Raw genomic sequence first — 26,390 nt, forward strand, 5'->3', positions numbered from 1 at the left:
TTTTGAAATAATACAACTTAAAAATATATTTTATCAAAAGAAGAAATTATTATGAAAACTTTAACTATTATCGATACTTTTGGATTTTTTTTCAGACTTTACTACGCATTAAAAGGTTTTAAAAATTCACAAGGACAAGCTAGTGGAATGATTAGCGGTTTTGCAAATTTTATTTATAGCTTAAAAAATGAACATAAAAGTGATTATATTGTTTTTGCATTAGACTCCAAAGGAAAAACTTTTCGTAGCGAAATTGATCCAAACTATAAACAAAATCGCACTCCACCACCACCTGAACTTCTAGAACAAATTCCAATTTGCATAGAGATGATAGAAAAAATGGGTTTTATAAGCGTTTCTAGGGAAGGTTATGAAGCCGATGATATCATCGCTTCTTTTGTAAAAACTTGTGAAGATAGGGATATTTTTGTACGCATTATCACTCAAGATAAAGATCTTTATCAACTCATAAAAGATGGTAAAACAAGTATTTATAGCCCTATTTCTAAAAACGACTATGATGAAGCAGCGTGTTTAGAAAAATACGGAGTAAAACCTCATCAAATCAGAGATTTTTTAGCTCTTTGCGGAGATAGTTCTGATAATATTCCAGGCGTTAAAGGTATAGGCGCAAAAGGAGCCAAAACCTTACTTGATGAATTTGGCAGCATAGAAGGAATTTATGAAAATTTAACCCTAGTACGCAACGAAAGAAGTCGTAATTTGCTTTTAGAGGGTAAGGAAAATGCATTTTTAAGCAAAAAATTAGCTTCTTTGTATGAAAATTTAGAAGTGCAAGATCTTATAGAAAAAGCCACTTATCCTGATGAAGAACCTCTTTTAAAAATACTTGAAATTTTAGAACATTACGAACTTAATGCTTTGCTTAAAAAACTGCGTCAAAATCCTGATAATAAAGATAAAAATTTAGGTTTTAAAGCCACTTTAATACAAGATGAAAACAAACTTTTTGAAATTTTAAATACTCTTGATAAAGAAAGTATTATTGCTTTTGATACCGAAACTACAGGACTTGATACAAAAGAGGCAAAAATTGTTGGTTTTAGTTTTTGTATGAGTGAAAACGAAGCCTTTTATGTGCCTTTAACTCATAATTATCTTGGAGTAGGTGAGCAAATCTCATTGCAAAATGCCAAAAAAGCCATAGAACTAATCTTTAATCATTTTGTTATAGGGCACAATCTCAAATATGATTTTAAAATCATTCAAAATAATTTTGGATTAAATTTACCTCAAAAATACGCAGATACAATGATTTTAGCATGGCTTAAAAATCCTTCTTTAAGAGTAAATATGGATGATTTAGCCTTAAGACTTTTTAATTACGAAACCTTGCATTTTGAAAGCCTTGTTAAAAAAGGAGAAAATTTTGCAAGTGTAGAACTTGAAAAAGCTTGCAAATACGCCGCAGAAGATGCTTATATCACGTTAAGATTTTATCTTTATTTTTTAAAAAATCTTGAAACTCCTTTATTAGAACTTGCTAAAAACTGTGAATTTGATTTCATTAAAATCATTATGATGATGGAAGAAAATGGCATAAAGCTTGATACAAATGCACTTGAAGCCCTTATGAAAAAATTTGAAAATGAAATCAAAAATTTAAGTGAAGAAATTTATACTCTTTGTGAGGATAGATTTAACCTAAACTCACCTAAACAAGTAGGTGATATACTTTTTGAAAAACTTAAACTTCCAAGTGGAAAAAAAGGAAAAACAGGATATTCTACCGATGAAAAAGTTTTAAATGCACTTTTAGATAAACATCCTGTAATTGCCAAAATTTTAGATTATAGAGAACTTGCCAAACTTTATTCCACTTATTGCGAACCTTTGTTAAAACTAGCGTTAAAAGATGAAAATTCACGCATTTACTCAAGTTTTTTACAAACTGGAACTGCAACGGGTCGCCTTTCATCTAAAGATCCAAATTTGCAAAATATTCCTGCACACGGACAATACGCAAAAGATTATAAATCTTGCTTTGTAGCTAAAGATGGATTTAGTTTTATCTCTCTTGATTATTCTCAAATCGAACTGAGAATGCTTGCACATTTTAGCGAAGATGAAAAACTTTTAAATGCTTTTGCTAACGATGAAGATACACATGCAAGAACAGCTATAATGATTTTTGGAGAAAGCAATTATGAAACCAGAAGTGTTGCAAAAAGTATAAATTTTGGACTTATTTATGGCATGGGCTATAAAACTTTAAGTCAAAATTTAAAAATAGAAGCTCATTTAGCCAAATCTTATATAGAAAAATATTTTGAAAATTTTACTAGCATTAAAAAATATTTTGAAACAGTTAAAAACGAAGCTAAACAAAATGGTTTTATCACTACTTTAAGCGGTCGCAAGCGTTATTTTGATTTTGAAAATGCAAAACCTATGCAAATTGCCATGTATGAAAGAGAAAGCATTAATTCAATCTTGCAAGGTTCAGCAGCAGATGTAATCAAACTTGCAATGCTAGAAATCAATAAAGAATTAAATGAAGACAAAAAGCTTATTTTGCAAATTCATGATGAATTAATTTTTGAAGTAAAAGATGATTTATGTGAAAATTTTGTAAAAAAAACTAGAGATATTATGGAAAATATAGTAAAATTAAAAATAAAATTAAAAACAAGCTCAAGTATTGCCAAAAATTGGGGCGATTTAAAATAATCAAGGAGATATTTATATGGATCTTTCAACCATACTGGGAATGGTGCTTGCAGTTACTAGTATTTCAGTAGGAGATATACTAGAAGGTGGTAATCCTTTACATGTTGTACATCTTTCTTCCTTTCTTATAGTTATGCCAACAGCTGCATTTTGTGCAATGACTTCTACACATAAAAAAATTGTAAAAGCAGCTTATAAAGAACTCAAAGTTGTCTTTAAAGGCTCTGGAGTAAATCTACCTGAAAGGATAGCCCAGTTAATAGAATTTGCCATTATTGCAAGAAGAGATGGGCTTTTAGCATTAGAATCAAGAACCAATGAGATTGAAAATGAATTTTTAAAAAATGCTATGATGATGCTTGTAGATGGTAAAAGCTTTGAAGAAATTCACGAAAGCATGGAAATACAAACCGAACAACTTGAAGAGCATTATAAAGAATGTGCAGAATATTGGATAGTATTTGGAGAAACTTGCCCTACCATGGGACTTGTTGGAGCGGTTTTTGGTCTTATTCTAGCTCTTAAATTGCTAGACAATCCTCAAGCAATGGCAGCGGGTATTTCAGGTGCTTTTACAGCTACGGTTACTGGGATTTTTGGTGCTTATGCGCTTTTTGCACCTTGGGGAAGAAAAATGAAAGCTAATGGAATGGATCTTGTAAAAGAGCAAATTGTCATCACTGAAGCCATAAAAGGAATTGCAGAAGGTGCGAATCCTAGAGATTTGGAAGCTAAGCTTTTTAATTTCTTAAGTCACGATGATCCAAAAATTTCACAATTTGACAAAGGTTAAAAATGGCCAAGAAACATAAATGTCCAGAATGTCCTGCAGGTGAAAAATGGGCTGTACCTTATGCAGACTTTCTAAGTTTGCTTTTGGCGCTTTTTATTGCTCTTTGGGCAATTTCTAAAACAAATCCTGCTAAAGTAGAGGCTTTAAAAACCGAATTTGTTAAAATCTTTGATTATACCTCTACTCAAACAGTCAAAGAAGAGAGCAAAACCCAAGAAAAATATAAGGGTGCAGCAAAAGAAGAAAGTGATGAACTCAAATCGTTAAAACAAATGACTATGACACAGCAAGAAACCATCAAACGTCTTCAAGCGGCTCTAGATCAAAGCGACAATCAGGTTGCTCTTAACCTTCCATCCAAAGTTGAATTTGAAAGAGGTAGCACTCAAATCGTTTCAGCTGATATACAAGATTATTTAAAACGTATGGCTGAACTAACAACATATTTGCCACCTCAAGCAAAAATAGAAATTAGAGGCTATACAGACAATAGCGACTCTATTATAAGAAGTTATGAACTCGCCTACCAAAGAGCAGAAAATGTATTAAAATATTTTATAGAAGGTGGAGCAAATTTGAAAAATATTAGCATTAAAAGCTACGGGCTTAATAATCCCATCAATGGAAATCCGCAAGCCTTAGAAAATAATAGAGTAGAAATATATTTTAAAGTCGATACAGCAGATACAAGCACTCAAAAATCTGTTCTTGAACTTATCAATAAAATAGGAACTAAAACACCTTAAAAGTTTTAGTTTCCTTTTTTTACTTGACCAGCTAAACGACTCTTATTATTTGTATTATAAACAAATCCTAGCACCTCAGCTACAGCTTTAAACATTTCCCTAGGAATAAGATCATTAACATCACAAGCTTTATAAAGCTCTCTTGCTAAAGGAGGATTTTCATAAACCACAACATTATTTTCATAGGCTACTTGTTTTATGCGAAGAGCGAGAAAATCCACTCCTTTGGCAACAACCCTAGGGGCTTGTTCTTTACTTGTATCATAACGAATAGCTACGGCATAATGCGTTGGGTTTGTGATCACCACATCCGCACCTGCAACATCTTGAACCATACGACGACGCGCAGCTTCCATTTGAAGTCTACGAATTCTACCTTTAACCTGAGGATCTCCTTCCATTTGTTTATACTCATCTTTTATTTCTTGTTTGCTCATACGCAAACCTTTAAAATACTGAAAACGCACCAAAAAAACATCTAAAACAGCAATAATTAAAAAAGCAACTATAACAATAGCTGCTAAAACAATAGCTCTGTCTCTTAGCCAAGTAAGCTGTGCAACCATAGTATAAAGCTCAACTCTTGGAAGCTCTTGCATAAATTTAAGTAAAACTATAAAAGCTATAGTAAAAACAATACCCACTTTTAAAATAATTTTTATACTTTCAACAATTTTTTTCAATGAAAAAAGGTTTTTTAAACCTTTTAGAGGATTGATTTTTCCTAAATTTGGCATAATAGGTTTAGTTGTAAAAATAAAACCAAATTGCATAATATTTCCCAAAACCCCAGCAATCATAATACTTAAAACAATAGGTGCAAGAATAATTAAAACCTCAAAAATGCTTTTAATCATAATGGCTTGAATAATACGCAAATCAAATTCAACACCAATAAAACTTTGATAGTATCTATATAAATTTACAATTCTCTCGCCCATAAAACTCATCATAAGTAAAGTTATAGTTACTCCAATTATCAAAGTTACAATAGCTGCCGCATCTTGAGACTTTGGAACATTACCTTCTTTACGCGCATCTTCTATCTTTTTGGACGTGGGTTCTTCTGTTTTTTCTTGATCTTCGCCTGCCATATTTTAGCCTAAGTAAAAATTTTAATATGTGTGTAAAATTATAGTAGAAAATTTATGAATTTCAATTAAAGAATAAAAATGAAGAAAAAGCCTCATGAAGAGGCTTTATACTAAGAAATTAAAGTTTAGCTTCGTTTTTACCAAGATATTCAGCCACGCCTTTAGGGTTAGCTTTCATACCTTCATCGCCCTTATTCCATCCTGCAGGACAAACTTCACCATGCTCATTTGTAAAAAGCATAGTATCAACCATTCTTAACATTTCATCTATATTTCTACCTAGTGGTAAATCATTAACCACAGCATGGCGAACTGTTCCATCAGCATCAAGCAAGAACGAACCACGAAGGGCAACTGCTTCTGCATAAAGTACATCAAAATTTCTAGCAATCTGCTTAGTTAAGTCAGCAACAAGCGGAAATTTAACCTGACCAATACCACCTTGATTTACTGGAGTATTTTTCCAAGCAAAATGTGAAAATTCATTATCTCCTGAAATTCCAATTACTTCAATACCGCGGTTTTTAAATTCTTGATATCTTTTGTCAAAAGCTATAATTTCTGAAGGACAAACAAAAGTAAAATCTTTTGGATAAAAGAATACTACCGCTCCTTTTGGGCCTATGTTTTTGTAAAGATTAAAATCTTGAACAATTTCATTGTTTCCTAATACCGCTGGAGCAGTAAAATCTAAAGCTTTTTTAGTAACTATCATATTTTCTCCTAAATAATAAATTTTATTGATAACGAAATTATATCGTTTAAATCTTTATTTTTTTTTAAATATCCAAAATAATATTAAAAATTTAAGAAAGTTATAATTATTATCAAATAAGGTAAATTTTGATTATCAAAATTTACCTTATTTAAGAATTTTATGCTAAAATCATTTAAATCTTAATATTAAAAAGGAGAAAAAATGGCTGTAAAAATTACAGATATATGTATTGCTTGTGGTTCTTGTATTGATGAGTGTCCAGTGAGTGCTATCGTTGATGATGCTAACAATCCAGAAGGTGAAGATAGATATTATGTTTATGCAAACAAATGCGTTGAATGCGTAGGACATAATGATCAACCAGCCTGTGCTAGCGCTTGCCCAACAGATGGATGTATAGTTTGGAGTGCTGTAGAATCAGGACAACCAAGTCGTGATAATATTGGCGCTGATATGAGAAGTGGGGACACTCCAGTTTTTGCATAATTTTAAAAAAAGAAAAAGCTAGGAATCTCTAGCTTTTTCTTTTAATTTAACTTTCTTTAAACAAATTCAAGTATAATTTTAAGCTTTATTAAAACAAGGAGTTATTACAAAGATGGAAAAAACTTTATCTATAATTAAACCTGATGCTGTTAAAAAAGGTGTTATAGGAAAAATTTTAGATCGTTTTGAAAGCAATGGATTAAGAATCGCTGCAATGAAAAAAGTTCAACTTAGCAAAGAACAAGCTGAAAATTTTTATGCTGTTCATAAAGAAAGACCTTTTTTTAAAGACTTGATTGAATTTATGATTAGCGGTCCTGTTGTTGTTTCTGTACTAGAAGGAGAAGGTGCCGTATTAAAAAATAGAGATTTAATGGGAGCGACAAATCCTAAAGAAGCTAAAGCAGGAACAATTAGAGCCGATTTTGCTGAGAGTATTGATGCTAATGCTGTTCATGGAAGCGACAGCTTGGAAAATGCAAAAATAGAAGTTGAATTTTTCTTTAAACCAAACGAAATTTGCTAAATGAAAATCCCTTTTTCTAAGATTAACATAAAGGAATATCCTTTTAAACTTAATCTTGAGAATATGATTTTTGAAGGAAATTTAGTAAAAATAAATCCTAAGCTTGTTAAAATAAATGCTATTATGCAAGGTTTTATCTATAGACCTTGTGATAGTTGTGGAACTGAGTTAGAACTTGAAATTAAAGAAAATTTAGAACTTTTTGCAAGTGATGGTATTTTTAAAGATGAAGCAAACAAATTGAGCAATACTATAGAATTTTTCGATGGACATATTGATTTAATAGAAGTTGCTATCAGCGAGCTTGAAGCTTATTTGAGTGATTATTTTTATTGCATAAATTGCAATAATTAATTAAATTTTATAAAGGAGAAAAAATGGCAGTACCAAAGAGAAGAGTGAGCAAAACTCGTGCAGCTAAACGCAGAACTCACTATAAAGTTAGTCTTCCTATGCCTATAAAAGACAAAGATGGAAGCTACAAAATGCCTCACCGTGCGAATCCAACAACTAAGGAATATTAAAATCAATGATTAACATTGCCATTGATGCAATGGGTGGTGATTTTGGAGAAAAACCCATTATAGAAGGCGTTTTAAAGGCACTAGAAGCAAAACCTTTTAACGCTATCTTAGTGGGAAATTCTAAAATTCTAAAACCTTTAATACCAAAAAAATTAGAGCAATATATACAATACGAAGAAGCTAGTGAAATTTTTTCGATGAATGAAAATGCCACAGATGCTTTAAAAAATAAAGAAACAACCATATACAAAGCTATTAATTTATTAAAAGAAAAAAAAGTAGATGCTGTAGTTTCAGCGGGTCATAGTGGAGCAAGTATGTCTTTGGCTACCTTAAGGCTTGGAAGACTTAAAGGTATTTCAAGACCTGCTATTGCCACTTTAATGCCAAATATCGTTAACAAAACTTTACTTTTGGATGTTGGAGCTAATACAGATTGTAAAGCTGAAAATTTATTTCAATTTGCCATAATGGGTGAAGTTTATGCTAAAGAAATTATGCAAATTCAAAAACCACGCCTTGCTTTACTTTCTAATGGTGAAGAAGAATGCAAAGGTAATGAACTTACCAAAGAAAGTCATCAGCTTATGAAAAAAATTCCAAATTTTATAGGTAATGCTGAAGGTAGAGATATTTTCAATGGTGAAATAGATGTTTTAGTCTGCGATGGTTTTGATGGAAATGTTATCTTAAAGGCTTGTGAAGGTGTGGCAACAGCTATTTTTCAACTTCTAAAAAACGAAGTAAAGCAATCTTTTATTTCTAAAATAGGTGCTTTACTTATGAAGCCATCTTTTAAAAAATTAAAAAAACACACAGATTGGCAAGAATATGGCGGAGCACCCCTTCTTGGAGTTAATGGCTGCGTGATCATAAGTCATGGAAAAAGCGATTCTAGAGCTATTAAAAATGCAATTTTTCAAGCTATAAATTTTAGCCAATCTCATATCAATAAATTTATAGAAAATGAACTTGGGAAATACAATGCTTAAAGCCAGTCTTAAAAGTATAGCTTCTTATATTCCAGAAAAAATTTTAAGCAATGCTGATCTTGAAAAAATGGTAGATACCACCGATGAATGGATCACTAGACGCACAGGTATTAAAGAAAGGCGCATTGCTAGTGAAAATGAAAATACTAGCGATTTGGGCACAAAAGCTGCATTAAAAGCCATAGAAAGAGCAAATTTAAAACCTGAAGATATTGATGCGATTCTTGTAGCTACTTTAAGTCCTGATTATTTTACTATGCCTTCAACGGCTTGTAAAATTGCTTCAAATTTAGGACTTGTAAATATTAGCGCTTTTGATATTTCAGCAGCTTGTTCTGGTTTTATCTATTTGCTTGAACAAGCTAAAGCCTTAGTAGAAAGTGGTTTGAAAAAAAATGTTTTAATCATAGGAGCTGAAAAAACAAGTTCAATTATGGATTACAATGACAGAAGTATTTGCATACTCTTTGGAGACGGTGCAGGTGCTGGAGTTGTAAGTTTGGATAATGAAAATCATATCCTTGATGTACATACTGCAAGCAATGGTAATTATGGAGATCTTTTAATGACTCAAAGATCGCAAAAATCAAGCCTATGTCAAACACTTTCTATGCAAATGAAAGGCAATGAAGTTTTTAAAATAGCAGTAAACACGCTTAGTAATGATGTTGTAGAAATTTTAGCTAAAAATAACATTTTAGCACAAGAAATTGATCTTTTTATTCCTCATCAAGCTAATCTACGCATCATTAAAGCCGTCCAAGAAAAACTCAATCTAAGCGATGAAAAATGTGTGATCACTGTACAAAAATATGGCAATACTTCAGCTGCTTCTATACCTATGGCAATGAATGATGCCTATGAAGAAGGTCGACTTAAAAAAGGAAATCTGATCTTACTAGATGCTTTTGGCGGTGGTTTTACTTGGGGATCTGCGCTTTTAAAATTTGGAGGAGAGAATTTTTAATTCTCTCTTAGCTTTCCAAAAGCTTGAATTTCTACCAAATAACCCTCTGCTAAAGCACTTCCTACACAAGCTCTAACAGGTTTAGGATAATTTTTAATCCAAGCATCATAAATTTCATTCATTGCATCAAAATCTTGCATATTAGCTAACCAGATTTGAATTTGAATCAAATCTCCTTTGTTTGCGCCTATTTTTTCAAACAAAGCATCAAGTTCTGCAAGCGCTTCTTTAGTTTGTTTTTTAATATCTCCGCTAGGTTCAAAAGCCACTTGTCCTGCAGTCTTAAAATATTTATCAAAAACAATAATTTGCGACATTCTATCGCACTCATCAAAACGCTTTATCATGCATATTTTCCTTGAAATTCTTTCATAAATTCACACAAGGTTTTTACCTGATCCAAATTAAGCGCATTATAAATACTTGCACGAATTCCTCCTAAAATTCTATGTCCTTTAAGTCCTATCATTCCAGCTTCTTCGGCTTCCTTTACAAAAAGAGGCTCTAAATCTTTATTTTTAGCAATATTAAAACTCACATTCATTAAAGATCTATCCTTTTTATCTGCATGTCCTTTATAAAATCCATTACTTAAATCAATACATTCATAAAGCATAGTAGCTTTTTGAGAATTTTTCTCATGCACTTTATCAAGCCCACCTTGATTTAAAAGCCAATCCATTTCAAGATTAAACATATAAATGGCAAAGGTTGGAGGCGTGTTAAACAAGGACTGATTCTCAGCATGAGTCAAATAATTTAACATACTAGGAATTTGTTTATTTTTAGATCTTTCTAACATATCTTTACGGATAAAAATACAACTTAAACCCGAAATTCCAGCATTTTTTTGCACTCCGCCATAAAAAAGAGCAATATTTGAAAAATCTACTTTTCTAGAAAAAAAATCACTCGATGCATCCACAATCAAAGGAGTTTTAGTTTTAGGATAATTTTGATATTGAGTGCCGTAAATAGTATTGTTAGAACAAATATAAGCATAATCAGCATTATCGCTAAATTCCACTCTAGGAATATGATCGAAATTACTTTCCTCACTACTTGCTACGGTTTTAACATTGACACCTAAAATTTGTGCTTCTTTAATCGCTTTTTTTGTCCAAACTCCTGTATTTGCATATTCACAAACCCCATTTAAAGCTAAATTCATAGGAATCATAGCAAATTGCAAACTTGCTCCACCTTGTAAAAATAATACTTCATAATCATCATTTAACTCGTAAAGTTTTTTAGCTTTCTCTTGTGCTCCAAAATGCACTTCTTCAAATACTTTTGTGCGGTGAGAAATTTCCATTATAGAATAACCCCTACCCTGATAATCACAGAGTTCTTTTTGAGCTTGCTCTAAAATTTCTAAAGGTAAAGTCGATGGCCCTGCACTGAAATTGATTTTTCTCATAATCTATCCTTATAAAATTTTTGCTTCTTTTTGAGAAGTTTGAGAACTTAAAATAACGATATCATCACTCTTAAGATCTTCTAAATTTGCTATTTTACCATTTTTTCTGATACAAATAAACTTTTTGCTTTTATTAAAAAAATTCTCATGTTGCAAATAAGCATTTTGCAATTTATCTAATTTTAATTCATTATAACGCATTTGATTTGCCAATAGATGATTTAATTGCTTTTCTATATTATGGCTTTGTTTTATTTTTTCATCTATTATTTTTGGCAAAGAATTAAATTTGAAAAATTTGCTTAAATTTAAAAGCAAATTTTCATAATTTTGTATTTTATAATTCCAAAGTTGCATTAATTTTTCTTCCATTAAATCCAAACTTTGCTCTATATCCAACTTAGAATAAAACAAAGTATCTATAGCAGCTGAAGGCGTTGGAGCTCTAAAATCTGCAACAAAATCACTAATAACATAATCAATCTCATGTCCTATGGCTGAAATAATAGGAGTTTTTGCTTTAAAAATCTCTCTTGCTAAATTTTCATCATTAAAACAAAAAAGATCTTCTCTGCTTCCTCCACCACGTGCTATAATAAGAACATCTAAATCCATATCATCGGCTTTTTTTAAAGCTTGTATAAGAGAAAAAGGAGCATTATTTCCTTGAGTTAAAGCATCAAAAATATAAATTTTTGCCAAAAAATATTCTTTTTGGTGAATAAGTTTTAACATATCTTGCAAAGCAGCAGAAGTTTTTGAAGTGATAATGCCTACTTTTTTAGGAAATTTTGGCAAAGATTTTTTAAAGCGTGGATCAAAAAGTCCTTCTTTTTGCAAACGCTCTTTTAAAGCCAAAAACTGTGCTTCCAAATCCCCAAAACCTGCTTTTTTCATACTAGTAGCGATAAATTGATAACGACCACTTTCAGGATATAAACTTACACTTCCACAAAGCTCTAAAAAATTCCCCACAGCTGGTTTAAATCCGACTTTTAAATTAGCTCCTTTAAACATAGCACAAGCAATGCTTGATCTTTCATCTTTTAAATCAAAATACCAATGTCCTGAACCATGCAAAGTAATTTTTGAAATTTCTCCACTTAAAACTATATCATCAAAATGTGTTTCTAATAAAGCCTTTGCTTTAAGATTTAATTCTGTTGGTGTCATAGTTTTTTTGCTATAAACATTGAACTCACGCCAAAGCTAAAACTTTTATAATCAAGTATTTCAAAACCAGCATTTTTAAGTTCTAAGATGAACTCTTCCTTACTTAAAAATCCTTCAATAGAGTTTGGCAAATACTCATAAGCACTTTTATTTTTACTGATTATCCCACCTATACTTGGTAAAATATTTTTAAGATAAAAATCTCTACAAGCTGCTATAAATCCACCCTTTTCTCTTTTTGTAAATTCCAAAACTACCAAAATACCATCTTTTTGAAGTACTCTAGCAAATTCACTTAAGGCTTTTTGTCTTTCTACAACATTGCGAATGCCATAACTAATGCTTAAAATATCTAAACTTTGACTTTCTAAAGGTAAATTTTGCGCCCCTGCTTCTATAAATTCGACATTTGGAAATTTTTCTTTTGCAATATTTAGCATGCCACTACTTGGATCAATACCTTTAATATTTAAAATATTTTTTTCCATTTTTAAAGCACTCTCTTGCCAAATCTCTATCATATCCCCTGTGCCACAGGCAATATCAGCGATTTTTAAATCTTTTTTTAAATACAAACTCATCACTCTTTGACAAGCTTTTTTGCGCCACGCTACATCAGCTCCAAAGCTTAAAATTCTATTCGCCTTATCATAAGTAGGTGCAATTTGATTAAACATTTCTATAATTTTTTCTTGTTTTTGCATTTTTATCCTTTGTAAATTTTCAAATTTTTACTTGATTTTTTAAGCAATTTGCAAAATTTATTTTTATTATTGATTATTTTCGAAAAAATATTTTTATCTCTATCTTTGCAATATTTTTCATAAAGTTTGTTTAAATTTTTTATCTCTAAAAAACGATAAAAATATTCTAAAAATATTGCCAATTCAAAAAAACTATTTTCAAAAAGCTCTAAATCAAAATTTTTTAGTATATTTTTTCTAAATAAAATAATTTTTTTTCTAAGTTCTAACGCAACAAGTTGTTTAAAAAACCTATCTTTGCAATCGCCTTCATAAAAAGAATTTTCCTTTATGAAAAAATCAAAATCATTAAACAAATCTTGGATTTTTTCATCGCTTAAAAATAGCAATAAATCTTGATTTGAATTTTCACTTGCTAAAATATCTTGAGTTTTTTTCGTTATATCTTTAAACTTTAAAGCCAAAATATTACTCAAATTTTTATCTAAAATAGTATTCATGCTTGATAAAACTATATACAAACTTCTTGAACAAAATAAAAATTCACATAAACTTTGCTTATCTTTTCTCTCTAAAGATAAAGTCCAATAAAATTTTAATTTTTTAAATAAATAAAATAAAAAAATCCTAAATCCATCATAAGCATTAATATAATTTGGAAAATCCAAGCTAAAATTCTGATTTTTTTCTATAATTTTAAAACATTTCTCTATATCAAACTTTTGATATTCAAAACCATATAAAACGATATGTTTAGAATTTAAATCATGATGTAATTCTTTTTGAATTTTAAAATCTTTAGGAATTTTAAATTCATTGGAACTATCCAATGTTGGAAAAAATATTTTTAAAATACAAATTTTAGGCTCTTCATACATATCAATATAACTTTTTAAAGAGCAAAATTTAAATTCGAAGCGTTCTTTTTTAATACTCTTTCCTATAATCTTTTTTCGAGCTTTTTCAAATTTTTTTTTAGAAATTTTCTCTTCTTGATTCTGTTCTAAAATTGAATTATTAAATTTTGTAATTTTATAAAATTCATTGCAAAAACTTTGAAATTTAACACTATGATTTGAAGTTATTTGAGTATAAAAAGTTTCAAATTTAGAATTTCGAAAAGGTATATTATCTTTTTTTAAATTCCCTAAAAGAGTACAATCAGATAGTAAAAAGTTTTTTTGAATTTCATAAACCATTAAAATAACCCTTAAAATATATGGGTTATTTTAACCTTATTTTGCTTAATGACACTTTTTACAACTATCAACATAAGCACAAACGGACAGATGATTGATGAGATTGCCTATCTTTTTTTCTAAATGCTCTTGATATTCATAAAGCTTAGCATCTTTAAAACTTAAATCCTCTATACCACCACATTTGGCGCAAACAACATGAATATGTTCTTCTTCATAGATATCGTAACAAGTTTTTTGATTTAAAACATTGATTTCAACAACTAAACCTTGTTCTTGTAAAGTATTAAGATTTTTATAAACCGTCGCTAAAGAGATTGAAGGGTATTCTTTTTTAATTTCTGTATATAATTCATCAATATTAGGATGCTCATGTCTTTTTAAAATTTTTAAAACACATAGTCTTTGCGGAGTAGCTTTTAACTCATGTTTTTTAAGCATTTGTAGTAATTCCATTGTATTTATTCCTTGCTTTTTTAAGTGGAAATAATAATAAAATTTTTATTAAAAGAAGTTTATATTAAATAATATTTTTTATTATTTAATGATAAAATTTTAAAACTTTCGTCAACAAACTATTGACATCTTTTTCTAGATTTTTTTCCACCTCACTTGTTTTTCCATGTTCAATAAATTTGTCTTCATATTCAAAGCTAATAACTTTTACATGCAAATCATATTTTTGTAAAAAATTATTAATTAAACTTTCTATACCGCCAATTTTAACATTTTCACTAAAAATAAACCAAATTTTACTTTTTTTAGCAAGCTCACACAAAAGCTCTTCATCTAAAGGTTTAGCAAAAATTAAATCAATCAAATTAGCATTATTATTCATTTCTTGCAAGGCTCTTAAAACTTGCCACGCTTTTGCCACACCTTGTCCATAACCTAAAAAAGCAATTTCACTACTATTTTTTACAAGCCATTGCGCCTTACCAAGTTTTATCTCACAAGGATTAAATTCTTTATCCAAAATAAAACTCCCTCTAGGATAACGAAAAGCAATAGGTCCTTGATGTAAATAAGCATACTCCATTATATTTTGCATCATTTGTTCATCTCTTGGAGCTAAAAGAGTGAAATTTGGCAAAGGAGCTAAAAAACTAAGATCAAAAACACCTTGATGCGTCTCCCCATCTTCGCCTACTATCCCTGCTCTATCCATAGCAAAAACCACATTTAAATTCATAATCGCACAATCATGAATCACTTGATCATAAGCACGCTGTAAAAAGGTGCTATATATTGCAATAAAAGGTTTAAATCCTTCTTTTGCCATAGCGGCCATAGAAGTTACTGCATGCTGTTCTGCAATAGCCACATCCCAAAAACGATTTGGATATTTTTCTATAAGCTTATCAAGACCTGTTCCACTTGGCATAGCCGCCGTAACCCCAACAATATTTTCATATTTTGAGGCTAAATCAAGCAAATTCTTAGAAAAAATTTCAGTAGCAGATTTTTTAGCATCACTTTTTTTAACACTCTCTCCACTATCTATATCAAAAGCTCCCACCCCGTGCCATTTAGCATGTTTTCCTTCAGCTAAAGCATAGCCTTTACCCTTTATGGTTTGAGCATGTATCACACAAGGCTTTTGCATAGCTTTTGCTTGTTTTAATGCAGAAATAATTTCACCTAAATTATGTCCATCAATAGGCCCTATATATTCAAGCCCTAATTCTTCAAACAAAAGCCCAGGAGTAATAAGTTTAAAACTCTCTTCAAAACGCTTGGCCATATAAGTAGCACTATCAGGCAATATATCCAACATTTTAGCAATACGCTTTTTAAAACTTTGATAAAACTGCGTTGCCATAGCCTGAGAAAGATACTTTGAAATTGCTCCAATTGGTTTTGAAATACTCATTTCATTATCATTTAAAAGTATTACGCAAGGAAATTTAGAATCACCCAATTCATTTAAAGCCTCATAGGCCATACCCGCACTTAAAGCACCATCTCCAATCAAAGCAACAGGAATACGTTTTTCACCCTTTAAAGCAATGGCCTTACAAGCACCTACTGCCAAAGAAATAGAGGTGCTAGAATGCCCTGCTACAAAATAATCTCCCTCGCTAGGTTTTGTATAACCACTTAAACCATTGATTTGTCTTAAAGTATCAAATATTTCTTCTTTTCCGCTTAAAAGCTTGTGTGTATAAGATTGATGTGACACATCAAAAATAAAAGGATCTTTTTTTGCATCAAAAACCAAATGCATTGCTATACTAAGTTCTACAGCACCCAAATTTGAACTTAAATGTCCACCATTTTTACTCACAACTTGTATGATTTTTTCACGTATAGATGCTGCTAAATTTTCTAATTCTTTTAAACTTAGCTTTTCTAACTCTTCTTGAGTATGGGCAAATTTTTTACTCATTATTCACCATTTTTTTAATTTTAGTTAGACGAGAGTTAAGATTGGATTCTATATTGCCTGCGTCACTTATAATAATAACACTTCCTTTGCTAATTGCATCATCAAGACTTATTTTAATATGAGCATTCTGATCAAATTGCTCTTTTAAATACTCATAATCCTCTGCATTAACCTTAAGCTCAATTGCACTAGCACCCTTAAGCTCGCCGATTAAATCTTTGGCCAAAGCATAAGCTATCTTACTTGAATTTAGTTCAAGTTCTTTTAAGATTACTTCTTTAGCGATATCTATAGCAGTATCTGCTAATTCTTTCTCGTTTTTTTCTATAAAATTTTCAAGATTTTCACAAGCATTATCGAGCTTGGCTATACTTTTTAAATACTTATCTTTAAAATCACTCAATTCCTTTTGAAATTCTTCTTTTGCTTTCTCATAACCTTCTTTGGCAAATTTTTCTTTAGCATTTTCAAGTTCTGAATTTAAGCGGTTATTAAATTCATTCTCTTGACTTTCTATTTGCATTTGAAGTTTAATAATATTGCTTGACATTTCATCTGTTTTTTTAAGCAAATCTTCAACAAAACTTGGTTGAAATGTTGGAATTTGAGTTTCCATAACAGCTTGCGTAGGGGCAATAGCATGATTTTCTTCGACTGGTTTTTCATCATTTAAAGATATATTAGCATTTTCTTCATCTGGAGTTTGAGTATGTTTTTTTTCACCTATATGATTATCAAATTCTGAAATAACTTTAAAACGATATCCTTCAACAACATGCTGATCAGAAGCCCCACCAGAAATTACATTGCTACGATTAACCATCTCTCACCTACTCTATCATTTCATCCGCATCGCCTGTTTGAACAAGACCTTGTTCTGCAAGTTTTTGCACCACTTCAACAACCTTTCTTTGTGCATCTTCAACATCTTTAACACGCACAGCACCCAAAAAACCCATTTCTTCAAGAAAAGCTTCGCTTGCACGCGTAGACATATTGGCTAAGAATTTTTGCTTTAACTCTTCACTTGCGCCTTTTAAACCTATCATTAAATCACGCTTATCAGCTACTTTTAAAATTTCTCTTATAGCTTGAGTACTAAGTTTTTGTATATCATCGAAAGTGAACATAAGCTCTTTAATAGTCTCTGCTAAGCGTTCATCACTTTGTTCAATATAAGTAATGGTTGATTTGCTTGCTTTTTGACCCAAACGATTAAGCACTTCTGCTACTGCTCTTGGGCCGCCCACTTCAACCTTATAAGAGGTAAGACTTTCAAGCTTGCTTTCTAGCACTGCAGAAACTCTTTTAATAATACTTGGAGAAATATCGCCAAGATTTGCCATTCTTATAACCACCTCAGCCCTTAATTCATCACTAAAATACTCTAAAGTTTCTGCCGCATGAATAGAATCCATGTGTGCCAAAATAAGAGCGATGGTTTGTGGGTGCTCTTTGGTAATAAAGTCTGCAAGTTGCTGTGGTTTAATTTGCGCCAAATAAGCAAAATTTTGATTATTCTCCATACTTTTAGTGAGTTTTTCAAGAATTTTATTTGCAATCTCTGGTCCAAAAGTACGAAAAAGTATTTCTTTAGCATATTCCAAACCACCGCTTTTAATATATTGATTTGATTGAAGCAGAGTGTAAAATTCTTCTAAAACTGCAGTAGCTACGGATCTATCAACATTTTTAGCCATAGCAATATAACGTGAAATTTCTGTAATTACATCAATTTCCATATGTGAAAACACAGAAGTTGTTGCATCTTCGCCAAGTTGTATAAGAAATATCGCCACCTTTTCAGGCATCGATAAATCATCATAGACCATTTTTTGTTCTTCACTTAGCTTTATCATCACATATCCTTTTCACCAAATTCACTATCGTTTTGAATTAAATTTTGCAAAAGTGCAGCAATTTCCTCGCTTTTATCACTTACCAAACCACGCAATTTTTCAAGCAAAACCTCATACTGGATAGAATCTTCATTGAAATTATCTCCAAAACCAAGTTGTTCTTCAACTTTTTTCCTTGCTGCATTCATTTTTTCCAAAGTATCTTCAACATCATCTAAAACAGCATTTGGACCTTGCTGCATTTCTTCTTGCGCTGCGACATCTTCAAGCATTTTTTGAGTAAATGGAGTAATAACTTTTTTGTAAAAAATAAAAAGTAAAATCGCTGCAATAAAATACTTAACCGGTGGAATAAACGGCTCAATAAAACGATTATAAAAAGTTTTAACTTTACTCTCAACTCTAATCGACTCACGATGAAATGGTAAATTTTGAACTACAACACTATCACCTCTAGTAGCACTAAAATTAATAGTATTTTTAACTATACTCTCAACACTTGCAAGCTCTTCTTTGGTTAATGGAACATATTCGCTTTTCACATCCCCATTTTCATCAACCACATCTTGATATTTTCCATCTATAGTAACAGCTGCTGAAGTGCGTAAAACTGTTGCAAATTGTTTTTTGGTATTTGTAATAGTTTTAGAAAGTTCATTATTCGTAGTAACTTGATTTTTTTTATAAGTGTCAATTTGACCCTTATTGTCAAGTCCTTCAACAGGACCTATATTAGAAACAGCACCTGGAACACCCTGAATTTCTGGATCTTTTCTACCTGTTCTTTCCTCGTTTAAAGTTTGCTCGCTACGCACTATAGGATTTGGATCATAAATTTCACTTTGAGATTCTTGCTTGGAAAAATCAAAATCTATATTTACACTCACTTTTACTTTATCCATACCACCTGCAAAAGGAGCTAAATTTTCTATAATCTTATCTTCTAAAGCTTTTTCTTGATCACTTTTAAATTTAATTTGCGCACGAACCAAATCATCTTCATATGCTTCTTGCTCATCTAAAGGCACACCACTTTGATCACTAATCTTAACATTTTCTTTAGTAAGTTTTGGAACCGCCGCTGAAACAATATTTTTTATACCATCAATTTGTTTTCTAGTAAGCTTTAAGCCTTCGCGAACATTAACAACAACTGAAGCTGTAGGCGGAATTTGCCTTTCGGTAAAAACACTATCTTTAGGAAATGCTATGTGTACAACAGCGCTACGAATAGGTTCTAAAGTCTCAATAGTTCTTGCAAGTTCGCCTTCTATGGCTCTTTGGTATTTTACCTTTTGTTCTTCATTTGTAGCTCCAAAAGCTTGAGTATCAAAAGCTTCAAAACCCACGCGACTATCTTTTATAAGACCTTCGCTTGCAATAAACATTCTTTGACGATAAACCTGATCTTGTGGAACTAAAATTTTATTTTCACTTTCTAATTTATAGGGAATATTATTTTGTTCAAGTTTAGCTACAATTGCAGCAGAAGAACTTGGACTTACATTTTCAACTAAAACTGCATATCCATTATTTGCATTACTACCACTTCCGCGAAATAAAGCTAAAAAAACCAAAAACCCAACCACCACTACAATAGATGCAGCAATCACTATACGCTGCTTGCGAGTTAAATTTTGATAAAGTTGCCCAATTTGATGAAACATATTTTTAAAATCCATTAATTCTCATCCCTTAGTTTGGCGAATTTTACATATTTTTATTTGATTTATATCTATCTTAAAATCTTATCAAATTCTGTAAAAAATCTTTCATTTTCATAAGATGTTCCTATAGTAATGCGTATAGCATTTAAACCATAGCTTTTTAAATTTCTTATTATTATACCCTTTTTAAGCAATTTTTCAGACAAATCTGTACTATTTTTTTCATCAAAAAAATAAGTGATGAAATTTGTATAACTATCAATGATTTTGATATTATGTTTTTTAGCAAATTCTTTATAAAGCTCCATTTGAGAAAAATTATTCTCTAAAGTTTTTTCAGTAAATTCATCATCATCCATTGCTGCAACTGCTGCTTTTAAAGCAAGATTGCTCACATTAAAAGGCGCACGAAGCTTGTAAAATGCACTAATAATACTAGCATCAGCTATGCCATAACCAATGCGTAAGCCTCCTAATCCATAAAGCTTAGAAAAAGTTCCCAAATAAAGTACATTGTCAAATTCTTTAATCAATTCACAAGGTTCTAAATGTTTTTTGCTATCTTTAAAACTTGCAAATTCATTATAAGCTGCATCAATCACAACTAAACAATCCTCCTCCACACCTTTAATAAATTTGGTCACTTCACTTGCATCCAAACACTCGCCTAAAGGATTGTTTGGCAAGCATAAGAAAATGAGTTTAATTTCATCTTTGTGCGTTTCATAAAGCTTTTTAAACTCATCTAAATTATGAGTAATGCTTTGAGTTTTATAGCACTTTGCACCGCATTGTTTGGCGTAAATTTCATACATAGCAAAGGTAACTCCAGCTTGCAAAAAAGCATTTTTAGAATTTAACTTAGCATGTATAGCAAATTCAATCACTTGATCACTGCCTGCACCGATAATAATATTTTCATTTTGAACTTTGTATTTTTGAGCCAATGTGCTTTTAAGTTCTATCATACTATCATCAGGGTAAAGATGGGCTTTGTTTGCATTTTGTCTTAAACATTCTATAGCTTTTGGTGGCGTGCCAAAAGGATTTTCATTACTTGCTAATTTTATCACTTCTTTAACGCCATATTCTTTAGCAATAACTTCTATATCTTTGCCGGGTTCATAATTGCTTAAATGATTTAAAAATTCATTAAATTTCATCTTTCTCTCCTGATAAATAAGATCCAAGCCAAACAATCTCTTGTATATCTTTTAAAGCTTTTTTTACATTTTCATCATCAATATGCCCTTCAAAATCTATATAAAAACTGTGTAAAAATTCTTTTGATTTTACAGGACGAGATTCAAGCTTGGTAAGATTGATATTTTCTTTTTTAAACTGCTCTAATAAAAAGCTAAGCCCCCCAGGTTTATGTGCTGTGTGTGCTAAAATAGAAGTTTTACAATTTGGCATTTTAGGATTTTTAATATCGCTTAAAATTAAAAATCTTGTTTTATTGGCTGCATTATCTTCTATTTTATCAAAAAGCACAGGCACATTATAAAGCTTAGCCGCTATTTTAGAGCAAATTGCTGCTGCATATTTATCTTGCGAAGCTAGATAAGCCGCATTAGCTGTAGATTTTGAAGGAACAAATTCTATAGCACTAAGTTCATGACTTTCTAAAAATTTACGACATTGATTATAACCTTGTGGATGCGAATAAATACGTTTGATTTCTTTTAAATTTTCATTAATTCCCACAAAAGAATGATGAATATCCATATAAATTTCACCAAAAATTTTAAGCTCATTATACCTACCTAGACAATCTAAAGTAATACCTACTGCACCTTCGGTATTATTTTCTATAGGCACAACACCGTATTTTGCTTCTTTGTTGCTTAACTCTTTAAAAACATCTTCGATATTAGCCAAGGCTATATAACGACTCATCGCTCCAAAACGACTTCTTGCTGCTTGATGAGTATAAGTTCCTTCAGGCCCTAAATAAGCTATAGTTTGAGGCATTTCTAAATTTCTTGAAACTGCAAAAATTTCTTGATAAATTGCCTCTATGGCATTTTGATCTAAAAGTCCTAAATTTGCATTTTTTAAACGATTGATAATGGCTCTTTCGCGCTCAGGACGATAAATACTTCCCCCGCTACTTTGTTTAAGCTCGCCTATGCTTTTAACATAAGTCATTCTTTCGTTTAAAAGTTCTAAAATTTTATCATCAACCGCATCGATTTTATTTCTAAATTCTTCTAAATTTAGCATTTTAGCTCCTTTAAAAACTCAAAAACACTAGGATAAACTCCATCAAGCAAATCCGTATCAAGCCCTTTTGTGTCGCTTATTTTGCCGCTTAAAACTAACAAGGTTTTCATGCCGAGTTCTTTTGCCTTAAGCAAATCTCCTCTAAAATCATCACTAATGATTTTAATATCTTCAAAATCGATTTTTGAATTTTGTCTTCTTATCAAATTTAAAGCTTCTTTATAAAAAGCAATGCTAGGCTTACCCACAACCTCGTATTTAAAATCAATAGCATTTTTAAGCATAGCCATAATGCTACCTACACCAGGATAAGGCCTGCCATCTTTTTTATAAATGCTAGTTTCGTGCATAGCTATAAACCTAACTTCTCTTCTAGCAAATTCTATCATACTAGCAAAATCTTTAAATTTAAAATCATCATAACTAGCTACAAGCACAGCACTAGGATTTACAAAATCAAGTTCAAAACCAAGATTTTCAAGACTTTTTACAAACTCATCTGCACCAAAAGCCACAACTTTACAAGGTTTTAAAAGGTGTTTTAAAACGCTAAAAGGATCAATATAAGCATTTTCTTTTATAGCCAATCCTTTTTGCTGTAATTTTTCTAAAAAATCAAGTTTTTTTGTATTGTTAGTAATAATAACATAAGGAAGATTTTTTGCATTTAAAAAATCGATCAATTCTTTAGCACCATGGATTAAACTCTTATCATGATCAGAAATTAAAGTCCCTTGAACATCTAAAAAAAACATTTTAAGCCTTTAAAAATTTCTCTTCTAAAACGATTTGATTTTCAAAATTTTCTCTTTGACGGATCAATCTTACCTGTCCTTCTTCAAGGGCTAATTCGCAAACTTTATTACGAGTATTGTAGTTACTACCCATGCTAAAACCATAAGCTCCAGTATTTTTAATAACCATTATATCACCACTTTGAGTGCTAGGTAAAGACCTTGCTTTAGCAAAAAAGTCTCCACTCTCACAAATTCCACCTACAACATCACATAAACTCTCTTGGGCTTGAGTATAAGGTAAGATTATTTCATGATAAGCCTCGTATAAACTTGGGCGTATAAGATCATTCATCGCTCCATCTACTACAACAAAACGCTTGGTTTTATTTTGTTTTTCATAAAGTACTGAACAAACAAATTCTCCACTTTTAGCAACTAAATACCTTCCAGGCTCCATTCCTATGGTTAAATCAAGCCCATGAAGTTGTGCTAATATACCTTGTGCATAATTATAAAGATCAACTTCACACTCATCTTTTTCATAAGCCACACCCAAGCCACCGCCTATATCAAAAAATTTAAGATCGATTTGCAAGGCTTTTAACTCTCTTACAAGTTTTGCGACAATGGCTGCTGCTTCATGAATAGGAGAAATATCTAAAAGTTGCGAACCTATATGAAAATGCACTCCAACAGGCTCTAAAAAAGATGAATTTTTTGTATAAAGATACATTTTTCTTGCTATATCAATTTCAACACCAAATTTATTTTCATTTAATCCTGTAGAAATATAAGGATGAGTTTTTGCATCAACATTTGGATTAACACGAATACTAATTCTTGCCTTTAGATTAAGTTCTTTAGCCACACTTTCTAAAAGCATCATTTCAGCTTCGCTTTCAAGGTTAATATATAAAATATCATATTCTAAAGCTTGTCTTAACTCTTCTTTGGTTTTTCCTACTCCACTAAAAATAATCTTATAAGCTTTTGCCCCTGCTTTTAAGGCACGCTTTACCTCGCCTATACTCACACAATCAAATCCACTATCTAAATTTGCAAGCATTTGCAACAAACTTAAATTTGAATTGGCTTTTACAGCATAAAAAATTTGAGATTTTCTAGCCTTAAAAGCCTCTTTGAGATTTAAAAAACGCTCTTTTATGAAATCAAAATTGTAAATATAAAAAGGAGTATTAAATTCTTGCTTTAATTGTTTATAATCCATATTTAACCTTTAATTTTTATAATTTTACTACACAAAGCTTAATTTATCGATGCTTATAATACATATAAGCACTTAAACAACCCAAAATTATAATAGGCACTACAATGCCAATTTCACTTGCAATCACACTATTTTCGCTTAATCTAGTAAGCAAAAACAAGACTCCCCAAATCATCAAAGTCACTACAAAAGCTATAAAAGTTACAAAAGCAAGATTAAAAAATCTTGCTATTACAGGAAAAAAATAATACATAATAAGCATTAAAAATGGTGCAAAAAAAGGAGTAAAAACAAATTTATAAAGATTGATTTTAAGAGCATCTGTATTGACATTTTGCGCCTTAAAAAGCTCAAAACTTTCAAGTGCGTCAGATATTGAATAATCACTATTACTAGCAACCCCTTCTATAATCTTTGGTTTAAAACCCTCAAGTGATTTAAGCTCGGAGAAATCTTGTATCTTTAAACCATCATTAGCAAGTTCATAATTTTTAGGTAATAATGTAATATTACCATCTCGCAAAATCCAACTTTCACCTTCAAAATGGGCATTTTTAGCACTTACAAAAGAGCTTAAATTTAAATCATTGATATTAAAAATTTTTATATTTTGAGCACTATTTTGTCCATGATTTATCTTTGAAATATAAACAAAATTATTGTTAAATTTCAAAAACACTTCTCCACTTTGATTCATAATAGTGCCATTTTTTAAAATATTTCTCTTATAATCATTTGCATAAGCAAAAGAAGTAAAATTCAATCCTATATAAATACAACAAAAAAATAAAGCCCATAAAAAAGGAAATAAAATAACATAATTTCTGCTCAGTCCTAATGCATAAAGACTTACAAATTCATTTGCCCTGATCATGGAAATCAAAGAAACTACCAAGGCAAAAATCAAAGAAATGGGTAATACATAAGGTACTGCCGAGAAAGATAAAAACATAATATAAAGCAAATCAAGATTTGCGGCTTTTGGTAGATCTTTAAAATTTAAGAGCAAATCAATACCACAATAAAAACCAAGTAAAGAAAAAAATATAATAAAAAAATTTTTTAGATAAATCCCTGAAATAAAACGAAAAAATATCCACATCTTAAGCCTTTAGGCTGTATTTAGATGATATAGCAGACAAATCATCATTTTCAATAAGCTCAAGCAAAGCTTTTTTTGTATGCTCTAAAACTTTGCTTAAAGTTATTTCTTCTTCGGCTTTAAACTTGCCCAAAACATGGGAAATCACATTTTCACCCTTTCCCACTCCTATACGCACTCTTTCATAATCATTTCCACATAAAGTATCTATGCTTTTAAGCCCATTATGTCCACCACTTGAACCGCCTTTTTTAAAGCGCAAGGCTCCTAAATTTATATCTATATCATCATGGATAACTATCATTCTTTCGCATTTATAAAAATCATTCACTGCTTTTACACTAAGTCCTGAATTATTCATATAAGTACTAGGTTTAAGAAGAAGCAAAGAAGAACCTATTTTAAAAAGTTCTCCTTTAAATTTAGAGTTTGTAAGATTTGTAAAATTGCTTTCTTTTAAAAGCAAGTCAATTAGCATAAAACCGACATTATGACGGGTATTTTCATACTCTACGCCTATATTGCCAAGCCCTACGACTAAAATCATCTAGCTTTTTCTACACCTACAACCGCTACTCTATCAGCATCAATCATAGTTACTCCCGCAGGAACTACAATATCACGAACAAGCAAAGCATCACCCACATCAAGCTTACTTACATCAAGTTCGAAGAAATTTGGCAAATTTTCAGCTGCACATTTTACTTTTAATCTTCTTTTTGATTGGATTAAAACACCTTTATTTTTAAGACCTATAGCTGTTCCTGTGATTTTAACTGGAACCATGTATTTAGAAATCACACCTTTTTGTGCAACTTTTAAATCCACATGTTTAAGTTCTGCAGTTACAGGATCTTTTTGATAATCCACAACTACAACGCTTAAAGTTTGAGAACCTACTTTTACATCAAAAATTAAAGTAGTTTTTTTACGAACTTCCTTAATAAACTCATTTACTTTAAAAGCGGCATTGATGTTTTCTAATCCTTTTCCATAGATGTTTGCGATTAGATAACCATCTCTTTTTAAAGCTTTAGCAGCTTTTCTACCGATACTCTCTCTAACGATACCTTCTAACATCTTTTGTCCTTTCTTAAAAAATGAGCTTTGATTATATCTAATTTTGGCTTATGGAAAAGTAAATTTATA

At 30.8% G+C, this 26,390-nt stretch carries 28 protein-coding genes; 9 read left to right on the forward strand and 19 right to left on the reverse strand.

The window, feature by feature from the left end:
• The first annotated feature begins 51 nt into the window (after positions 1-51).
• Genes polA through motB form a run of 3 tightly spaced genes read left to right on the forward strand, consistent with a single transcriptional unit; the run spans position 52 to position 4,230 of the window.
• Positions 52-2,691, forward strand: coding sequence for a DNA polymerase I (gene polA / locus AJ932_RS01130; RefSeq protein ID WP_070278318.1), 2,640 nt, complete (start codon positions 52-54; stop codon positions 2,689-2,691).
• A gap of 16 nt (positions 2,692-2,707) precedes the next feature.
• Entirely contained in the window at positions 2,708-3,484 is a 777-nt protein-coding gene (gene motA / locus AJ932_RS01135) for a flagellar motor stator protein MotA (protein ID WP_002854170.1), read from the forward strand.
• A gap of 2 nt (positions 3,485-3,486) precedes the next feature.
• Entirely contained in the window at positions 3,487-4,230 is a 744-nt protein-coding gene (gene motB, locus AJ932_RS01140; RefSeq protein ID WP_070278320.1) for a flagellar motor protein MotB, read from the forward strand.
• A gap of 5 nt (positions 4,231-4,235) precedes the next feature.
• Here motB and flhB read toward each other — a convergent pair whose 3' ends face one another.
• Both flhB and AJ932_RS01150 read right to left on the reverse strand, forming a co-directional pair.
• Positions 4,236-5,324: a flagellar biosynthesis protein FlhB gene (flhB, locus tag AJ932_RS01145; RefSeq protein WP_002861110.1), complete on the reverse strand. Its 1,089-nt coding sequence runs from the start codon at positions 5,322-5,324 to the stop codon at positions 4,236-4,238.
• A 118-nt stretch (positions 5,325-5,442) separates the two neighbouring features.
• A complete protein-coding gene (locus AJ932_RS01150) occupies positions 5,443-6,039 on the reverse strand; it encodes a peroxiredoxin (RefSeq protein WP_002854219.1) in 597 nt (198 codons plus the stop codon).
• Positions 6,040-6,243: 204 nt separating this feature from the next.
• On the opposite strand from AJ932_RS01150, the gene AJ932_RS01155 reads away from it, so the two are divergent.
• The 6 genes from AJ932_RS01155 (at position 6,244) to AJ932_RS01180 (ending at position 9,537) form a co-directional block, all read left to right on the forward strand.
• Positions 6,244-6,528 (forward strand): DUF362 domain-containing protein, encoded by a 285-nt coding sequence (locus tag AJ932_RS01155; protein WP_002854354.1) that lies wholly within the window; start codon positions 6,244-6,246, stop codon positions 6,526-6,528.
• 112 nt (positions 6,529-6,640) lie between these two features.
• Positions 6,641-7,054 carry a nucleoside-diphosphate kinase gene (ndk, locus tag AJ932_RS01160; protein ID WP_044780421.1) on the forward strand — a complete coding sequence of 138 codons (414 nt, stop codon included), beginning with the start codon at positions 6,641-6,643 and terminating at the stop codon, positions 7,052-7,054.
• Positions 7,055-7,408 (forward strand): hypothetical protein, encoded by a 354-nt coding sequence (locus tag AJ932_RS01165; RefSeq protein ID WP_044780420.1) that lies wholly within the window; start codon positions 7,055-7,057, stop codon positions 7,406-7,408.
• Positions 7,409-7,431: 23 nt separating this feature from the next.
• A complete protein-coding gene (rpmF, locus tag AJ932_RS01170) occupies positions 7,432-7,578 on the forward strand; it encodes a 50S ribosomal protein L32 (protein WP_002858674.1) in 147 nt (48 codons plus the stop codon).
• A gap of 5 nt (positions 7,579-7,583) precedes the next feature.
• Positions 7,584-8,570 (forward strand): phosphate acyltransferase PlsX, encoded by a 987-nt coding sequence (gene plsX, locus AJ932_RS01175; protein WP_070233661.1) that lies wholly within the window; start codon positions 7,584-7,586, stop codon positions 8,568-8,570.
• The gene (locus tag AJ932_RS01180) at positions 8,563-9,537 is read left to right on the forward strand and encodes a beta-ketoacyl-ACP synthase III (protein ID WP_002858639.1); all 975 of its coding nucleotides are present in this window, start codon (positions 8,563-8,565) and stop codon (positions 9,535-9,537) included. Before plsX ends, AJ932_RS01180 begins: the two co-directional genes overlap by 8 nt.
• Here the strand turns inward: AJ932_RS01180 and AJ932_RS01185 are convergent.
• The 17 genes from AJ932_RS01185 to AJ932_RS01265 all read right to left on the reverse strand — a co-directional run bounded on the left by AJ932_RS01185 (position 9,534) and on the right by AJ932_RS01265 (position 26,321).
• Positions 9,534-9,884 carry a RidA family protein gene (locus tag AJ932_RS01185; RefSeq protein ID WP_002854323.1) on the reverse strand — a complete coding sequence of 117 codons (351 nt, stop codon included), beginning with the start codon at positions 9,882-9,884 and terminating at the stop codon, positions 9,534-9,536. The two genes, AJ932_RS01180 and AJ932_RS01185, sit on opposite strands and share 4 nt — an antisense overlap.
• On the reverse strand, positions 9,881-10,957 hold the full coding sequence (gene serC, locus AJ932_RS01190; RefSeq protein WP_002858670.1) for a phosphoserine transaminase: 1,077 nt from the start codon (positions 10,955-10,957) through the stop codon (positions 9,881-9,883). Before serC ends, AJ932_RS01185 begins: the two co-directional genes overlap by 4 nt.
• A gap of 9 nt (positions 10,958-10,966) precedes the next feature.
• Entirely contained in the window at positions 10,967-12,130 is a 1,164-nt protein-coding gene (gene xseA, locus AJ932_RS01195; RefSeq protein ID WP_002859429.1) for an exodeoxyribonuclease VII large subunit, read from the reverse strand.
• Positions 12,127-12,834, reverse strand: coding sequence for a bifunctional demethylmenaquinone methyltransferase/2-methoxy-6-polyprenyl-1,4-benzoquinol methylase UbiE (gene ubiE / locus AJ932_RS01200; protein ID WP_070233663.1), 708 nt, complete (start codon positions 12,832-12,834; stop codon positions 12,127-12,129). Before ubiE ends, xseA begins: the two co-directional genes overlap by 4 nt.
• Before the next feature lie 2 nt (positions 12,835-12,836).
• Positions 12,837-14,033 carry a hypothetical protein gene (locus AJ932_RS01205; RefSeq protein WP_070233664.1) on the reverse strand — a complete coding sequence of 399 codons (1,197 nt, stop codon included), beginning with the start codon at positions 14,031-14,033 and terminating at the stop codon, positions 12,837-12,839.
• A 45-nt stretch (positions 14,034-14,078) separates the two neighbouring features.
• Positions 14,079-14,489 carry a peroxide-responsive transcriptional repressor PerR gene (perR, locus tag AJ932_RS01210; protein ID WP_070233665.1) on the reverse strand — a complete coding sequence of 137 codons (411 nt, stop codon included), beginning with the start codon at positions 14,487-14,489 and terminating at the stop codon, positions 14,079-14,081.
• 85 nt (positions 14,490-14,574) lie between these two features.
• Positions 14,575-16,422: a 1-deoxy-D-xylulose-5-phosphate synthase gene (dxs, locus tag AJ932_RS01215; RefSeq protein WP_070233666.1), complete on the reverse strand. Its 1,848-nt coding sequence runs from the start codon at positions 16,420-16,422 to the stop codon at positions 14,575-14,577.
• Positions 16,415-17,245, reverse strand: a complete 831-nt coding sequence (fliH, locus tag AJ932_RS01220) for a flagellar assembly protein FliH (RefSeq protein ID WP_070233667.1) — start codon at positions 17,243-17,245, stop codon at positions 16,415-16,417. The genes dxs and fliH overlap by 8 nt, the downstream gene beginning before the upstream one ends.
• 7 nt (positions 17,246-17,252) lie before the next feature.
• Entirely contained in the window at positions 17,253-18,281 is a 1,029-nt protein-coding gene (gene fliG / locus AJ932_RS01225) for a flagellar motor switch protein FliG (protein WP_002854670.1), read from the reverse strand.
• A complete protein-coding gene (fliF, locus tag AJ932_RS01230; RefSeq protein WP_002861099.1) occupies positions 18,281-19,963 on the reverse strand; it encodes a flagellar basal-body MS-ring/collar protein FliF in 1,683 nt (560 codons plus the stop codon). Before fliF ends, fliG begins: the two co-directional genes overlap by 1 nt.
• A 53-nt stretch (positions 19,964-20,016) precedes the next feature.
• A complete protein-coding gene (gene hisC, locus AJ932_RS01235) occupies positions 20,017-21,111 on the reverse strand; it encodes a histidinol-phosphate transaminase (protein ID WP_002922251.1) in 1,095 nt (364 codons plus the stop codon).
• Positions 21,101-22,174, reverse strand: a complete 1,074-nt coding sequence (gene pheA / locus AJ932_RS01240; protein ID WP_070239982.1) for a prephenate dehydratase — start codon at positions 22,172-22,174, stop codon at positions 21,101-21,103. Before pheA ends, hisC begins: the two co-directional genes overlap by 11 nt.
• Positions 22,168-22,929 carry an HAD-IIA family hydrolase gene (locus AJ932_RS01245; RefSeq protein WP_070239980.1) on the reverse strand — a complete coding sequence of 254 codons (762 nt, stop codon included), beginning with the start codon at positions 22,927-22,929 and terminating at the stop codon, positions 22,168-22,170. The genes pheA and AJ932_RS01245 overlap by 7 nt, the downstream gene beginning before the upstream one ends.
• A 1-nt stretch (position 22,930) precedes the next feature.
• Positions 22,931-24,139, reverse strand: a complete 1,209-nt coding sequence (gene lysA, locus AJ932_RS01250; RefSeq protein WP_070278322.1) for a diaminopimelate decarboxylase — start codon at positions 24,137-24,139, stop codon at positions 22,931-22,933.
• Positions 24,140-24,182: 43 nt separating this feature from the next.
• The gene (locus tag AJ932_RS01255) at positions 24,183-25,241 is read right to left on the reverse strand and encodes an LptF/LptG family permease (RefSeq protein WP_070239976.1); all 1,059 of its coding nucleotides are present in this window, start codon (positions 25,239-25,241) and stop codon (positions 24,183-24,185) included.
• A 1-nt stretch (position 25,242) separates the two neighbouring features.
• A complete protein-coding gene (gene pth / locus AJ932_RS01260) occupies positions 25,243-25,788 on the reverse strand; it encodes an aminoacyl-tRNA hydrolase (RefSeq protein ID WP_002892865.1) in 546 nt (181 codons plus the stop codon).
• The gene (locus AJ932_RS01265) at positions 25,785-26,321 is read right to left on the reverse strand and encodes a 50S ribosomal protein L25/general stress protein Ctc (protein WP_002791314.1); all 537 of its coding nucleotides are present in this window, start codon (positions 26,319-26,321) and stop codon (positions 25,785-25,787) included. The genes pth and AJ932_RS01265 overlap by 4 nt, the downstream gene beginning before the upstream one ends.
• Between the last annotated feature and the right edge of the window lie 69 nt (positions 26,322-26,390).

The organism is Campylobacter sp. BCW_6873, from assembly GCF_001762365.1.
In the GTDB taxonomy this organism is placed as follows: domain Bacteria; phylum Campylobacterota; class Campylobacteria; order Campylobacterales; family Campylobacteraceae; genus Campylobacter_D; species Campylobacter_D jejuni.

Bases quoted from the DNA above. Each gene is read 5' to 3' on its own strand.
- polA (WP_070278318.1), top strand. From the start codon at position 52: ATGAAAACTTTAACTATTATCGATACTTTTGGATTTTTTTTCAGACTT.
- motA (WP_002854170.1), top strand. From the start codon at position 2,708: ATGGATCTTTCAACCATACTGGGAATGGTGCTTGCAGTTACTAGTATT.
- motB (WP_070278320.1), top strand. From the start codon at position 3,487: ATGGCCAAGAAACATAAATGTCCAGAATGTCCTGCAGGTGAAAAATGG.
- flhB (WP_002861110.1), bottom strand. From the start codon at position 5,324: ATGGCAGGCGAAGATCAAGAAAAAACAGAAGAACCCACGTCCAAAAAG.
- AJ932_RS01150 (WP_002854219.1), bottom strand. From the start codon at position 6,039: ATGATAGTTACTAAAAAAGCTTTAGATTTTACTGCTCCAGCGGTATTA.
- AJ932_RS01155 (WP_002854354.1), top strand. From the start codon at position 6,244: ATGGCTGTAAAAATTACAGATATATGTATTGCTTGTGGTTCTTGTATT.
- ndk (WP_044780421.1), top strand. From the start codon at position 6,641: ATGGAAAAAACTTTATCTATAATTAAACCTGATGCTGTTAAAAAAGGT.
- AJ932_RS01165 (WP_044780420.1), top strand. From the start codon at position 7,055: ATGAAAATCCCTTTTTCTAAGATTAACATAAAGGAATATCCTTTTAAA.
- rpmF (WP_002858674.1), top strand. From the start codon at position 7,432: ATGGCAGTACCAAAGAGAAGAGTGAGCAAAACTCGTGCAGCTAAACGC.
- plsX (WP_070233661.1), top strand. From the start codon at position 7,584: ATGATTAACATTGCCATTGATGCAATGGGTGGTGATTTTGGAGAAAAA.
- AJ932_RS01180 (WP_002858639.1), top strand. From the start codon at position 8,563: ATGCTTAAAGCCAGTCTTAAAAGTATAGCTTCTTATATTCCAGAAAAA.
- AJ932_RS01185 (WP_002854323.1), bottom strand. From the start codon at position 9,884: ATGATAAAGCGTTTTGATGAGTGCGATAGAATGTCGCAAATTATTGTT.
- serC (WP_002858670.1), bottom strand. From the start codon at position 10,957: ATGAGAAAAATCAATTTCAGTGCAGGGCCATCGACTTTACCTTTAGAA.
- xseA (WP_002859429.1), bottom strand. From the start codon at position 12,130: ATGACACCAACAGAATTAAATCTTAAAGCAAAGGCTTTATTAGAAACA.
- ubiE (WP_070233663.1), bottom strand. From the start codon at position 12,834: ATGCAAAAACAAGAAAAAATTATAGAAATGTTTAATCAAATTGCACCT.
- AJ932_RS01205 (WP_070233664.1), bottom strand. From the start codon at position 14,033: ATGGTTTATGAAATTCAAAAAAACTTTTTACTATCTGATTGTACTCTT.
- perR (WP_070233665.1), bottom strand. From the start codon at position 14,489: ATGGAATTACTACAAATGCTTAAAAAACATGAGTTAAAAGCTACTCCG.
- dxs (WP_070233666.1), bottom strand. From the start codon at position 16,422: ATGAGTAAAAAATTTGCCCATACTCAAGAAGAGTTAGAAAAGCTAAGT.
- fliH (WP_070233667.1), bottom strand. From the start codon at position 17,245: ATGGTTAATCGTAGCAATGTAATTTCTGGTGGGGCTTCTGATCAGCAT.
- fliG (WP_002854670.1), bottom strand. From the start codon at position 18,281: ATGATAAAGCTAAGTGAAGAACAAAAAATGGTCTATGATGATTTATCG.
- fliF (WP_002861099.1), bottom strand. From the start codon at position 19,963: ATGGATTTTAAAAATATGTTTCATCAAATTGGGCAACTTTATCAAAAT.
- hisC (WP_002922251.1), bottom strand. From the start codon at position 21,111: ATGAAATTTAATGAATTTTTAAATCATTTAAGCAATTATGAACCCGGC.
- pheA (WP_070239982.1), bottom strand. From the start codon at position 22,174: ATGCTAAATTTAGAAGAATTTAGAAATAAAATCGATGCGGTTGATGAT.
- AJ932_RS01245 (WP_070239980.1), bottom strand. From the start codon at position 22,929: ATGTTTTTTTTAGATGTTCAAGGGACTTTAATTTCTGATCATGATAAG.
- lysA (WP_070278322.1), bottom strand. From the start codon at position 24,139: ATGGATTATAAACAATTAAAGCAAGAATTTAATACTCCTTTTTATATT.
- AJ932_RS01255 (WP_070239976.1), bottom strand. From the start codon at position 25,241: ATGTGGATATTTTTTCGTTTTATTTCAGGGATTTATCTAAAAAATTTT.
- pth (WP_002892865.1), bottom strand. From the start codon at position 25,788: ATGATTTTAGTCGTAGGGCTTGGCAATATAGGCGTAGAGTATGAAAAT.
- AJ932_RS01265 (WP_002791314.1), bottom strand. From the start codon at position 26,321: ATGTTAGAAGGTATCGTTAGAGAGAGTATCGGTAGAAAAGCTGCTAAA.